12 protein-coding genes are annotated in these 11,922 nt (G+C 75.5%); 8 read left to right on the forward strand and 4 right to left on the reverse strand.

Annotated features, from left to right (window positions below):
* Nucleotides 1–291 precede the first annotated feature (291 nt).
* From FXF68_RS38595 to FXF68_RS38605, 3 genes are all read left to right on the forward strand, one after another.
* Entirely contained in the window at nt 292–1,044 is a 753-nt protein-coding gene (locus FXF68_RS38595; RefSeq protein WP_148767768.1) for a gamma-glutamyl-gamma-aminobutyrate hydrolase family protein, read from the forward strand.
* A 73-nt stretch (nt 1,045–1,117) separates the two neighbouring features.
* Complete coding sequence (locus FXF68_RS38600; protein WP_148767769.1) at nt 1,118–2,110, forward strand: alpha/beta hydrolase; 993 nt, start codon at nt 1,118–1,120, stop codon at nt 2,108–2,110.
* Complete coding sequence (locus FXF68_RS38605) at nt 2,091–2,888, forward strand: enoyl-CoA hydratase/isomerase family protein (RefSeq protein ID WP_148767770.1); 798 nt, start codon at nt 2,091–2,093, stop codon at nt 2,886–2,888. Before FXF68_RS38600 ends, FXF68_RS38605 begins: the two co-directional genes overlap by 20 nt.
* A gap of 26 nt (nt 2,889–2,914) precedes the next feature.
* Here FXF68_RS38605 and FXF68_RS38610 read toward each other — a convergent pair whose 3' ends face one another.
* From FXF68_RS38610 to FXF68_RS38620, 3 genes are all read right to left on the reverse strand, one after another.
* Entirely contained in the window at nt 2,915–4,096 is a 1,182-nt protein-coding gene (locus FXF68_RS38610; protein WP_148767771.1) for an acyl-CoA dehydrogenase family protein, read from the reverse strand.
* Between the two features lie 79 nt (nt 4,097–4,175).
* Nucleotides 4,176–4,751, reverse strand: a complete 576-nt coding sequence (locus FXF68_RS38615; protein WP_148767772.1) for a TetR/AcrR family transcriptional regulator — start codon at nt 4,749–4,751, stop codon at nt 4,176–4,178.
* 92 nt (nt 4,752–4,843) lie between these two features.
* Nucleotides 4,844–5,659, reverse strand: a complete 816-nt coding sequence (locus FXF68_RS38620; RefSeq protein ID WP_148767773.1) for an SDR family NAD(P)-dependent oxidoreductase — start codon at nt 5,657–5,659, stop codon at nt 4,844–4,846.
* A 193-nt stretch (nt 5,660–5,852) separates the two neighbouring features.
* Here FXF68_RS38620 and FXF68_RS38625 point away from each other — a divergent pair, with 193 nt between their 5' ends.
* Nucleotides 5,853–7,949, forward strand: coding sequence for a HelD family protein (locus FXF68_RS38625; RefSeq protein ID WP_148767774.1), 2,097 nt, complete (start codon nt 5,853–5,855; stop codon nt 7,947–7,949).
* A 3-nt stretch (nt 7,950–7,952) separates the two neighbouring features.
* On the opposite strand, the gene FXF68_RS38630 is transcribed toward FXF68_RS38625, so the two are convergent.
* Nucleotides 7,953–8,516, reverse strand: coding sequence for a TetR/AcrR family transcriptional regulator (locus FXF68_RS38630; protein ID WP_148767775.1), 564 nt, complete (start codon nt 8,514–8,516; stop codon nt 7,953–7,955).
* 82 nt (nt 8,517–8,598) lie between these two features.
* Here FXF68_RS38630 and FXF68_RS38635 point away from each other — a divergent pair, with 82 nt between their 5' ends.
* From FXF68_RS38635 to FXF68_RS38650, 4 genes are all read left to right on the forward strand, one after another.
* Nucleotides 8,599–8,997 (forward strand): nuclear transport factor 2 family protein, encoded by a 399-nt coding sequence (locus tag FXF68_RS38635; RefSeq protein ID WP_148767776.1) that lies wholly within the window; start codon nt 8,599–8,601, stop codon nt 8,995–8,997.
* A complete protein-coding gene (locus FXF68_RS38640) occupies nt 8,994–9,479 on the forward strand; it encodes a nuclear transport factor 2 family protein (protein ID WP_222870295.1) in 486 nt (161 codons plus the stop codon). Before FXF68_RS38635 ends, FXF68_RS38640 begins: the two co-directional genes overlap by 4 nt.
* A gap of 100 nt (nt 9,480–9,579) precedes the next feature.
* Nucleotides 9,580–10,773 carry an acyl-CoA dehydrogenase family protein gene (locus FXF68_RS38645; RefSeq protein ID WP_148767777.1) on the forward strand — a complete coding sequence of 398 codons (1,194 nt, stop codon included), beginning with the start codon at nt 9,580–9,582 and terminating at the stop codon, nt 10,771–10,773.
* Nucleotides 10,770–11,894: an acyl-CoA dehydrogenase family protein gene (locus FXF68_RS38650; RefSeq protein ID WP_148767778.1), complete on the forward strand. Its 1,125-nt coding sequence runs from the start codon at nt 10,770–10,772 to the stop codon at nt 11,892–11,894. The genes FXF68_RS38645 and FXF68_RS38650 overlap by 4 nt, the downstream gene beginning before the upstream one ends.
* Nucleotides 11,895–11,922 lie beyond the last annotated feature (28 nt).

Raw genomic sequence — 11,922 nt, forward strand, 5'->3', positions numbered from 1 at the left:
TTCCGAGCGTAATCGGTTACCAATTGCCGGTGACTGACGGTTAAGCGGAAAGGAAAACCATACTGATCAGTATTGGCGTGTCGTCCCCGCTGTGATCGCGTGCCCGCGCCGCGCCGGGAGAAGAATGCACTCCGCGGTGGAAGATTCAAGAATTTCTGCGAAGATCCGTCCCGTACGGCAAGCTGACCGGAGCAGCCCCGGGGGCGGGCGGCCGCGAGGGGACGGGTGGCGCACGAGGCCGCCCGGTCGACGGCCGTCCTGGGGCCGGTGTCGACCAGAGGGGGAACACGCATGTCAGAGGCCATCCGCGGGGCGCCGGTCCCGTCCGCCGGGGGAGCGGCCGCGCCGCCGCTCATCGGCGTCACCGCCTACCTGGAACCGGCCCGCTGGGGGGTGTGGGTGCGGGAGGCGGCGCTGCTGCCCGCGCCGTACGTCCGGGCGGTGGAGCGGGCGGGCGGCGTCCCGGTGCTGCTGCCCCCGGCCGCGAGCCTGCGCGGGCTGGACGCCCTGGTCGCGCGGCTCGACGGGGTGATCCTCGCGGGCGGCGGGGACGTCGCGCCCGACCTGTACGGGGCCGACCGGCACTTCGAGACGGGGCCGCCGCAGCCGCAGCGCGACCGGTTCGAGCTGGCGCTCGCCCGCGCCGTGGTCGCGGCCGACCTGCCGTTCCTGGCGATCTGCCGGGGCATGCAGGTGCTCAACGTGGCGCGCGGCGGGACGCTCATCCAGCACCTGCCCGAGGCGGTGGGCCACGCGGACCACGCCCCCGAGATCGGGATGGTCGGCTCGCACCCGGTGCGGATCAGCCCCACGAGCCTGGTGGGCAAGATCCTCGGCGACGCCGCCGACGTCCCCACCTACCACCACCAGGCGGTGGGACGGCTCGGCAAGGGCCTGTCCGCCGTCGCGTGGGCGGACGACCAGGTCGTCGAGGCCGTCGAGTTGCAGGGGCACCGGTTCGGGCTGGCCGTCCAGTGGCATCCGGAGGAGGGGAGCGACGGGCGCCTGTTCGAGGCCCTGGTCGCGGAGGCCGCGGGCCGCTGAGCGGGTTGATCCGCTGCTCGCGGGGCAGACGGACCAGGTCCGTGAAGCCCGACACCCGCCCGGAGCGCGCCGCATGCCGTTGGATCCGCAGACCGTGCGTTTCCTGGACGTCCTCGCCGCCTGGACGGGCGCGTCCCCGGACGGACGCGGGGCTCCGGGGCCCGTCCCGGAGCCCACGGTCGAGGAGATGCGGGCGGCGGTCGGGGCGCTGCCCCCGGCCGTCCGGCGGGAGCTGCCGCTGGTCCGCGACGCGGCGGTGCGCGGGCCCGGCGGGCCGGTGCCGGTGCGGCTGTACCGTCCCGCGCCGCCCGGCCGAGGGCCGCTGCCGGTGATCGTCTACCTGCACGGCGGCGGCTGGGTCCTCGGCGGTCTCGACAGCGTGGACCCCGTCTGCCGCGAGTTGGCGGCGGGCACCGGCTGCGCCGTCCTGAGCGCCGGGTACCGGCTCGCGCCCGAGCATCCGTTCCCCGCCGCCGTGGACGACGCGTGGGCCGTGCTCGCGTCCGCGGCCCGCGAGCCGGGGCGCTGGGACGCGCTGCCCGGCGCGGTCGCCGTGGCGGGCGACAGCGCGGGCGGCAACCTCGCCGCGGCCGTCGCGCTGCTGGCCCGCGACCGGGGCCTGCCGCTCGCCCACCAGCTGCTCGTCTACCCGGTGACCGACACCGCGATGGACACGCCGAGCTGGCGCGAGTACGGGTCCGGCTACGGCCTGGACGCCCGGACGCTCGCCCGGTTCATGGGCCTGTACCGCGCGGGCGCCGACCCGTCCGACCCGCGGCTCGCCCCGCTGCGCGCCCGCGACCTCGCCGGGACGGCCCCCGCCACCGTGATCACCGCGGAGTGCGACATCCTGCGCGACGAGGCCGAGGCGTACGCGCGCCGCCTCGCCGCCGCCGGGGTGCCGGTGGAGCTGCGCCGCTACGACGGCGTCGTGCACGCGTTCTTCCTGCTCCCGGAGTTCTTCGACGCCGGCGCGCGGGCGATGGCGTTCGCTGTGCGACGATTGCGCGCGGCGTTCGGCGCGCGGACGCGGGAGGGAGCCGGGCATGGTCGGCGGGCGGTATGACGCCTACGAGCGACTGAAGATCGACTGGGCGGGCGAGGGCGTGCTGCGCGTCGTGCTCAGCACGCCGGGCAGGCTCAACGCGGTCGACCGGACCGGGCACCGGGAGCTCGGCGAGATCTGGCGGGACGCCGACGCCGACGACGCCGTGCGCGCCGTCCTCGTCCGCGGCGAGGGGACGGCGTTCTCCGCGGGCGGCGACCTCGCCATGATCGAGGAGATGATGGACGACCACGCGGCCCGCCGCGCCATCATGCGCGAGGCCCGCGACATCGTGATGAACGTGCTGAACTGCTCCAAGCCCGTGGTCAGCGCGATCCAGGGCCCGGCGGTCGGGGCCGGGCTCGCGGTGGCGCTGCTCGCCGACGTCTCCGTCGCGGGCCGCTCCGCGAAGATCATCGACGGGCACACCCGGCTCGGCGTGGCGGCGGGCGACCACGCGGCGATCGTCTGGCCGCTGCTGTGCGGGCTGGCCAAGGCGAAGTACTACCTGCTGCTCAACGACGTCCTGACGGGGGAGGAGGCCGAGCGGATCGGCCTCGTCTCGCTCTGCGTGGACGACGACGACGTCCACGACCGCGCCCTGGAGGTCGCCGCGCGGCTCGCCGCCGGACCGGCCGAGGCGCTGTCGCTGACCAAGCACGCCCTGAACAACTGGCTGCGCCTCGCCGGGCCGACCTTCGACGCGTCCCTGGCGATGGAGTTCTTCGGGTTCACCGGCCCGGACGTGCGGGAGGGCGTCGCGGCCGTCCGGGAGAAGCGCCGCCCCGACTTCGGTTGACCGCCCGGCGCGGACCCCTGCCGCGACTAGTACGACTTGGGCAGACCCAGTTCGTGCTGGGCGATGTGGGCCAGTACCAGCTCCTCCGCGACCGGGATGTTCTTGGCGATGCGCGCGTCGCGGAACAGGCGGGCGACCGGGTACTCCAGCGAGTACGCCATGCCGCCGTGCGCCTGGAACGCGCGGTCGGCCGCCTGCCAGGCCGCGTCCGCGGCGGTGAGCTTGGCGATGTTGGCCTCCGTCCCGCAGGGGCGGCCGCGGTCCCACAGCCAGGCGGCCTTGTAGGTCATCAGCCGCGCCAGCTCCAGCTGCGCCTTGATCCGCGCGAGCGGGAACGCGACGGCCTGGTGCGCGCCGATCGGCGTGCCGAACGGGGCCCGCTGCGCGGCGTACTCGCAGGCGATCCGCAGCGTCAGCGCGCCGGACCCGGCGCCGCCCGCCGCCGCGAGGACGCGCTCGGGGTTGAGGATGTCCCACAGCACGGCGAACCCCTGGCCGGCCTCCCCGACGACGCGGTCGGCGGGGACGCGGACGCCGTCCAGGAAGACCATGCTGGACGCGACCGTGTTCGTCCCGAGCTTGGGAATCGGCTGATAGGTGAGCGTGCCGTCGGCGAGGGCCTGCCTGACGTCCACCAGGAGGACGGTGAACCCGGACGTGCGCGGCCTGGCCTCGGCGGCGGGGACGGTCCGGGCGACGAGAACGAGGTGGTCGGCCCGCTCGACCCCGGAGATCCAGATCTTCTGCCCGCTGACCAGGAACGAGTCGCCGTCCCACCGGGCGAATGTCGAGATGTTGATCGCGTTGCTGCCCGCGTCCGGTTCGGTGATGGCGAAGCATGTCTCGACCTCGCCCACGGCAATCCTCGGGAGGAGTTCGCGCTTCTGCTCCTCCGTCCCGTGGCGGGCGATGGTCAGGCCGCCGAACGCGGGCGTGAGCAGGTACATGAACGACGCGGCGCCGCCCGCGCCGCCCTCGGCGAGGGCCTCCAGCGCGACCGCCAGCTCCAGCAGCCCCTGCCCGCCGCCGCCGTACTCCTCGGGGATCGCGAGGCTGTGCCAGCCGCCGTCGACCAGCTCGCGCCAGACCTCCTCCGGCCAGCGCTTGTCGGCGTCGCAGCGCCCCCAGTAGTCCTGGTCGTACTTGCGGGCGATCGCCAGCACGCCCTCGCGGACGGCCACCGCGCCCTCGGGCAGGTCGAAGTCCACCGCGCCTCCCTCTTCCTCGGTGAGGCGCCCACCGTAGCCCACGCGGTAAGTGGGCACTGACGCAGGAGAGGGGCGGTGCTCAGCCGGGCTCGGCGACGCCGAGGTAGCGGGTGACCATGCGCGCGATGAAGTGCGCGAGCCGCTCCGGCGGCCCGGACGGCAGCATGAGGTGGCTCGCGGTCAGCCGCACCGCCGCGTCCGCGATCTCGGTGAGGGCGGCGCGGTCCAGCTCCGGCCACTGGCGCAGGCCGTGCTCGGTGATCCGCGCGCTCGCGGTGAACAGCACCGGCTCGGCCTGCGTGGTGAGCAGCGGGAGCAGCTCGTCGCCGCCCGCGCCGGTCAGCACGAGCTTCTTGAGCTGGTCGTCGGCCGAGGTCTCCAGCGTGAACATGACGGCGGCGACCACGGCGGAGTAGAGGTCCTCGTGCTCGGACAGCACCGCGTCGATGCCGTCCAGGTACCGCTCGTTGTCGCGGATCACCACGGCCTGCGCGAGGCCCCACTTGTCGCCGAACTCGTTGTAGACGGTCTGGCGGCTCACCCCGGCGGCGGCCGCGACGTCCCGCATCCGGACGGCCCGGTACCCGCGCTCGACGAGGAGCGCGGCGGCGGCGTCCAGCAGCGACTCGCGCACGGGACGCCCGGCGGTGGCCATGAGTCGTCGTTCCTCCGGGGGTGGCGGACGGTGAGGTGTGGGTCATTATCCCCCGTGCACCGGCCGATCACGCCCCGGCGGGCGGCGGCCGGTCAGGACTCCAGCCGGTCGCGCGTCCACTCCTTGACACCGGCGACGAACGCGTCCACGTCGGCGGCCTTGCCGGACGCCATCTCCGCGAACCAGCCCGGCACGTACCGCTCGAACCCGCCGCCCGCGACCAGTTCGAGGACGGCGTCCGCGACCTCGCGCGGCGGCAGCGCGTCCGACAGGTCGCTCAGCGGCTCCTCGTTGCCGGGCAGCGTGAACAGCTCCGTCCCGGCGATCAGCGCGGGCTGGACCACGTGGGCCTGCACGCCCGTCCCGTCCAGGTCGACGGCCATGCTCTCCCAGAACGCGGTGAGCGCCGCCTTGGACGCGCCGTACGCCGCCTCGTGCGGCGGGCCGAGCCGCGCCGCGACCGACCCGATCGCCACCAGGTGCCCGCGCCCGCGCGCGACCATGCCGGGGAGGAGCGCCTGCGTGAGCCGCACCGGGGACAGGTAGTTGAGCCGCATGACCTCCTCGGCCTCGCCGGAGGACATGTCCTGGACGCGCCGCCGCTTCGGCATGCCCGCGTTGTTGACGAGCACGTCCACGCCGCCGAGCTCGCGTTCGACGGCGGCGGCGAGGTCGTCGATCCCGTCGAGGTCGGCGAGGTCGGCCGTCCACATCGCCGACCCGGGCGCGTGGACGCGGCACCGGGCGAGGACGTCCGCCAGCCGGTCCTTGCGCCGCGCCACGAGGCCGACCCGCGCGCCCGCCTCCGCGAGCGCCTCCGCGACGACCGCGCCGATGCCGGACGACGCGCCGGTGACCAGCGCGGTCCGCCCGCCGAGCGGCCCGCGCTCCGCTTCGTCCTGCGTCATTTCTCCGCTCCGCTCCGGGACACCATGCCGCCAACGTCACACACCCGGCCCGGCCCGGCAAGGCGCACCGCCGATCACCGCCGCTCTCCGCCGCTCTACGCCCCGGACGAGAGCGCCGACCGGCGTGGCGCGGGACGGGTAAGCTCGTGGGTTCGCCCTCGAACCGCCCTCTCGCCGCCGGAGGTCTGTCCGCATGCCCCCAGAACCGTCCGAGGAGTCCGCTTCCGCCGACCTCGCCGACCCTTCCGACCTGCGCGACCTCCCCGAGAGCGACGTGCTCGCGGCCGAGCGCGCCCACCTCGCCGAGTCCCGCGCCGCGCTGCGCCGGATGCGCGAGCACGCCAGTTCGCTGACGGCCGACGTCGCGGCCGACTGGGTGTCCAAGCAGTTCCTTGAGTCGCTGCTCGACCAGCGCGTCGCCGCGCTCGCCGACCACCCGGACACCCCGCTGTTCTTCGGCCGCATGGACCGCGACGCCCGCGCCCGGGCGGACCTCGACTCCGACCTTCCGGCCGTCATGTACGTCGGGCGGCGGCACGTCCACGACGGCGACGAGGGCCGCCCGCTCGTGCTGGACTGGCGCGCCCCCGTGTCCCGCGCGTTCTACCAGGCCGGGCCCGCCGAGCCGCTGGGCTGGCGGCTGCGCCGCCGGTTCGGCTTCCGGGCGGGGGAGCTGACCGCGTTCGAGGACGAGCCCCTCGACGGCGGCGCCGAGATCGGGCCGTCCCGCATCCTGACCGAGGAGATCGAGCGTCCGCGCACCGGGCCGATGCGCGACATCGTCGCGACCATCCAGCCGGAGCAGGACGTGATCGTCCGCGCGGACCTGCCGCAGACCGTGTGCGTGCAGGGCGCGCCCGGCACCGGCAAGACGGCCGTCGGCCTGCACCGCGCCGCCTACCTGCTGTTCACCCACCGCGAGCGGCTGTCGCGGTCGGGCGTCCTCATCGTCGGGCCGAACCGGGCGTTCCTCGCCTACATCTCGGCGGTGCTGCCCGCGCTCGGCGAGGTCCGCGTCGAGCAGGCCACGGTGGACGACCTGCTCGGCGCGCCCGGCGCGGAGGAACCGGCCGAGGTCGGGACGCTCAAGGGCGAGGCGCGGATGGCGGACGTCCTGCGCAGGGCGCTGTGGCTGCACGTCCGCAAGCCCGCCGACGGCCTCGTCGTCACCCGCGGCATCGCCCGCTACCGGCTCGCCGACCACGAGGTCCGCGAGATCGCCGCCGCGCTGCGCGGCACGACCCGCTACGGCGCCGGGCGCGCCGCGTTCGCCCAGCGGCTCGCCCACCAGATCCTCGTCCGGATGGAGAAGCGCGGGGAGGCGCCGGACGACCGCGTCCAGGACCAGGTCGCGCGCAGCCGCGAGGTCCGGCGGATCGTCGACGAGGTGTGGCCGAAGCTCTCCGCCGAGCAGGTCCTGCACCGGCTGCTGTCCGACGCCGACCTGCTGCGCAGGGCCGGGAAGGGCGTGCTGGACGACGACGAGCAGGCCGCCCTGCTCTGGGCCAAGCCCGCCCGCTCCCACCGCTCGGCCAAGTGGACCGCCGCCGACCGCGCCCTGCTGGACGAGCTGAACGACCTCATCGAGCGCACCCCCTCCCTCGGCCACCTGGTCGTGGACGAGGCGCAGGACCTGTCCGCCATGCAGCTTCGGGCGCTCGGCCGCCGGTGCGGGACGGGCTCGGCGACCGTCCTCGGCGACATCGCGCAGGGCACCACGCCCTGGTCGGCCGCGTCGTGGACGGACGTCCTCGGCCACCTCGGCCAGGAGGGCGAGGTCACCGAGCTGACGCTCGGGTTCCGCGTTCCCGGCACCGTGCTGGACTTCGCGGCCCGCCTGCTCCCGCACGTCGCGCCGGGCCTGGAGCGGCCCCGGTCGCTGCGTCCGGGGACGGGCGCGCTGGACGTGCGGCGCGTCCCCGACCTCGCGTCCGCCGTCGTGGACGCGGCGCGGGAGGCGCTCGGCCGTCCCGGCTCGGTGGGCCTGATCGTCCCGGACGCCGCCGCCGGGGCGCACGCGGCGGCGCTGGCGGTGGCCGGGCTGGAGCACGGCGTCCTCGGCCCCGGCTCGGACGGCTCAGACGGCTCGGGCGGTGACGCGCGGCTGCTCGTCGTCCCGGCCTCGCTCGCCAAGGGCCTGGAGTACGACCACGTGATCGTCGCCGAGCCCGCCGCGATCGCCGCGGCCGAGGCGCGCGGCCTGGCCCGGCTGTACGTCGTGCTGACCCGCGCGGTCACGTCGCTGACCGTCCTGCACCACGACGACCTGCCGGTGGAGCTGGCGGCCTGAGCGTCAGCGCGGGCGCAGCCCGTCGAAGGCGATCCTGAGGACGTCCGACCCGACGCCGGCGTGGCCCGCCGCGTAGGACATCCCGGCGAGCAGCGCCATCACCTCGCCCGCCTCCACGTCGGACCGGACGGCCCCGGCGCGCTGCGCCCGGACGAGGAGCGCGCCGATCGCGTCCTTCAGGCCGGGCCCGGCGCGGCCGGTGACCCCCCGCGCGTCCACGCCCGCCTCCGCCAGCGCCTCCGTCACCGCCTGCTTGGCCGCCGCCTGCGCCACGACCCGGGAGAAGAACCCGAAGAACGCGGCGCCCGCGTCGTCGGCCGCCCGCAGCTCCTCGGCCTCGCCCGCGAGCCGCTCCACCAGCGTCACGAGGACGGCCTCCAGCAGCGACTCCTTGGTGGGGAAGTGCCGGAACACCGTGCCGATCCCGACGCCCGCCCGCCGCGCGACCTCCTCGGTGGACGCCGACGTCCCGAGGTCGGCGAAGACCTCCTCGGCCGCGGCGAGGACCTTGGCGCGGTTGCGCTGCGCGTCGGCGCGCAGCGGCCGACCGGGCGCGGGTGATGTCATCTCGGCCTTCCGGTTGACAAGTGGAGTGTCGGCTCCGTATTTTCCATGCGGAGCACGAACTCCGATTGTAGGGGAGCAGAGAATGTCCGAATTCGCCACCCCCCGCGCGGTCTTCCAGCGGATCATCGACGGCGTGACCGCGCGGCGCCCCGAGGGCCTGCCCGAGCTGTACGCCGAGGACACGGTCGTCGTCCACCCGTTCGCGGAGCCGCCGTCCCGGCTGGAGGGCCGCGAGGCGCTGCGCCGCCACTTCGCCCAGCTGGAGACCCTGCCGATCGAGATGGAGGCGCGCAACGTCGTCGTCCACCAGACCGCCGACCCCGAGGTCATCATCGCCGAGTTCGAGTACGAGGGCCGCAACACCGACACCGGGCGGCCCTTCGTCATCCCGAACATCTTCGTCATGCGCGTGCGCGACGGACGCGTCGTGGAGTCCCGCGACTACGCCCACCACCGCGCCTTCCAGGAGGCGATGGCATGACGCGCGAGGACATGACGTCCGAAGGGGCGGCCTTAACTCCGCGTGAGGTGTTCGCGCGGCTCAGCGCGGGCATCTCGGCGGGGCGCTGGGACGAGCTCGCCGCCCTGTACGCCGAGGACGCCGTCGTCGTCCAGCCGTTCGCGCTGCCGCCCGCGCCGCCGCGGGTGGACGGCCGCGCCGAACTCGACCGGCACTTCCGCGCCACCGCCCGGGGCCCGCTCGAACTGCGCGCCCGCGACGTCGTCGTGCACGAGACGGCCGACCCGGAGGTGATCGTCGCGGAGTTCGACTACGACGGGCGCGTCGCGACGACCGGGCGGACGTTCCGCGTCGCCAACATCCAGGTGCTCCGGGTGCGGGACGGACTGATCGTGGAGACCCGCGACTACCACGACCACCCCGCCTTCGCCCGCGCCCTCGCCGGCTCCGGCGCCTCGGGACGGGGCGCGGGGGAGACGGGGGACACGGGCGGGGGCGGTTGACTCGCCGTCCCGGCGCTTCCTAGGCTGGACGGGCCATACCGACCGGTTGGTATGTTCGCGGGCGGCCCGGTCGCCGCCCGCCCGCGCGGAGGTCCGCCCTGTGAGCACAGCACCGCCCGACGCCGACGAGCTGGAGAGGCGGGCGGACGAGTTCCTCGCCGCGCACGACCCGGCCGTCCTCGACCCCCTGGAGTTCCTGCGGGCCCGGTTCGACGCCGGGCTCGCCTGGGTCCACCACCCGGAGGGGCTCGGCGGGCTCGGCGCCCCGCGCGCCCTGCAGGCCGCCGTCGACCGGCGGTTCGCCGCGGCCGGGGCGCCGTCCAACCACCCCGAGCGCAACGGGATCGGGCTCGGGATGGCCGCGCCGACGATCCTCGCGTTCGGCACCGGGGAGCAGAAGCGCCGCTGGCTGCGCCCGCTCTGGACGGGCGAGGACATCTGGTGCCAGCTCTTCAGCGAGCCGGGCGCCGGGTCCGACCTCGCCGCGCTCGCCACCCGCGCCGTCCGCGACGGCGACTCCTGGACGGTCAACGGGCAGAAGGTCTGGACGTCCATGGCCCACGAGGCGCGCTGGGCGCTCCTCGTCACCCGCACCGACCCCGACGTCCCCAAGCACCGCGGCATGACCTACTTCGTCTGCGACATGACCGCGCCCGGCGTCGAGGTCCGCCCGCTGCGCCAGCTCACCGGCGAGGCCGAGTTCAACGAGGTGTTCCTCACCGACGTCCGCATCCCCGACGCGCACCGGCTCGGCGAGGTCGGGCAGGGCTGGCAGGTGTCCACGACGACGCTGATGAACGAGCGCGTCGCGATCGGCGGCGCCGCCGCGCCCCGCGAGAGCGGCATGATCGGCGTCGTCGCGGCGCTCTGGCGGGACCGCCCGGACCTGCGCACCCCCGGCCTCCACGACGCCCTGATGCGCGCCTGGGTGGAGGCCGAGGCCGCCCGCCTCACCGGGGCGCGGCTGCGGCAGCAGCTCACCGCCGGGCAGCCGGGCCCGGAGGGCTCGGGCGCCAAGCTCGCCTTCGCCAAGCTCAACCAGGAGATCTCCGGCCTGGAACTGGAACTGCTCGGCGCGGACGGCCTCCGCTACGACGACTGGACGATGCGCCGCCCCACCGAGGTCGACTTCACCCGCCGCTCGCCCGGCTACCGCTACCTGCGCGCCAAGGGCAACTCCATCGAGGGCGGCACCTCGGAGATCCTGCGCAACATCATCGCCGAGCGGGTGCTCGGCCTGCCCGGCGAGATCCGGGTCGACAAGGACGTCCCGTGGAAGGACCTGCCCCGATGAGCGTCCCTGCGAGCGACCCGACGACCGATCGCGTGGGCGACCTGCTGTACGGCGAGGTCGAGGACGACCTGCGGGCGAGCGTCCGCGAGGTGCTCGGCGACAAGGCGCCGTGGCCGTCCGTCCTCGCCGGGACGGAGCGGGACGACCCCTACGACGCGGCGCTCTGGCACGCCGTCGCCGCGCAGCTCGGCTGCGCCGGGCTGCCCGTCCCCGAGGACCTCGGCGGCGCGGGCGCGAGCTGGCGCGAGACGGCGGTGGTCATGGAGGAGCTGGGCCGGTCCGCCGCGCCCGTCCCCTTCCTGACCAGCTCGGTGATCGCGACGGCGGCGCTGCTCGCCGCGGGGGAGCGCGACCTGCTCGGCCGCCTCGCCGCCGGGGACGCCGTCGCCGTCCTGGCCGTCCCGTTCAGCACCGCGCCGGGCGACGACATCGCGGGTGACGGCGTGCCGGGCGTCGAGGTCGCGGGCGGGACGCTCACCGGCGAGGTCGCGGCCGTCGCCGACGGCCTGGCCGCCGACGTGCTGCTCGTCCCGGCGTCCGGCGGCCTCTACGCGGTGGACGCCGCCGACGCCCGCCGCACCGCCGTGACCTCGCTCGACATGACCCGGCGGCTCGCCGACGTCGCGTTCGCGGGCGCGCCCGCGCGGCGCGTCGCCGAGGGGCCGGACGCCGTCCGCGCCGCCCTGCTCACCGGGGCGGCGATGCTGGCGTCCGAGCAGCTCGGGCTCGCGGAGCGGTGCCTGGACGACACCGTCGCCTACGTGAAGACGCGCTACCAGTTCGGCCGCCCGGTCGGCTCCTACCAGGGGCTCAAGCACCGGCTCGCGGACCTGTGGGCGTCGATCACGCAGGCCCGCGCGGTCGCCCGGCACGCCGCGTCCCGCGTCGCGGCCGGGGACGGCGACACGCCGGTCGCGGTCGCCGTCGCGCAGGCGCACTGCTCGGTCGTCGCGCTCAAGGCCGCCGAGGAGTGCGTGCAGATGCACGGCGGCATCGGGTTCACCTGGGAGCATCCCGCCCACCTCCTGCTGAAGCGGGCGAAGGCCGACTCGATCGCGCTCGGCACGGCCGACCGGCACCGCGCCGAACTGGCCGCGCTGGTCGACCTGCCCCCGGCCTGACGGCACACCGGGCGGGGCCGCGCGCGGG

This window comes from Actinomadura decatromicini, from assembly GCF_008121305.1.
Taxonomy (GTDB): domain Bacteria; phylum Actinomycetota; class Actinomycetes; order Streptosporangiales; family Streptosporangiaceae; genus Spirillospora; species Spirillospora syzygii.

Coding starts and splice junctions, on each gene's coding strand:
- FXF68_RS38595 (WP_148767768.1), top strand. CDS start 292: ATGTCAGAGGCCATCCGCGGGGCGCCGGTCCCGTCCGCCGGGGGAGCG.
- FXF68_RS38600 (WP_148767769.1), top strand. CDS start 1,118: ATGCCGTTGGATCCGCAGACCGTGCGTTTCCTGGACGTCCTCGCCGCC.
- FXF68_RS38605 (WP_148767770.1), top strand. CDS start 2,091: ATGGTCGGCGGGCGGTATGACGCCTACGAGCGACTGAAGATCGACTGG.
- FXF68_RS38615 (WP_148767772.1), bottom strand. CDS start 4,751: ATGGCCACCGCCGGGCGTCCCGTGCGCGAGTCGCTGCTGGACGCCGCC.
- FXF68_RS38620 (WP_148767773.1), bottom strand. CDS start 5,659: ATGACGCAGGACGAAGCGGAGCGCGGGCCGCTCGGCGGGCGGACCGCG.
- FXF68_RS38625 (WP_148767774.1), top strand. CDS start 5,853: ATGCCCCCAGAACCGTCCGAGGAGTCCGCTTCCGCCGACCTCGCCGAC.
- FXF68_RS38630 (WP_148767775.1), bottom strand. CDS start 8,516: ATGACATCACCCGCGCCCGGTCGGCCGCTGCGCGCCGACGCGCAGCGC.
- FXF68_RS38635 (WP_148767776.1), top strand. CDS start 8,599: ATGTCCGAATTCGCCACCCCCCGCGCGGTCTTCCAGCGGATCATCGAC.
- FXF68_RS38640 (WP_222870295.1), top strand. CDS start 8,994: ATGACGCGCGAGGACATGACGTCCGAAGGGGCGGCCTTAACTCCGCGT.
- FXF68_RS38650 (WP_148767778.1), top strand. CDS start 10,770: ATGAGCGTCCCTGCGAGCGACCCGACGACCGATCGCGTGGGCGACCTG.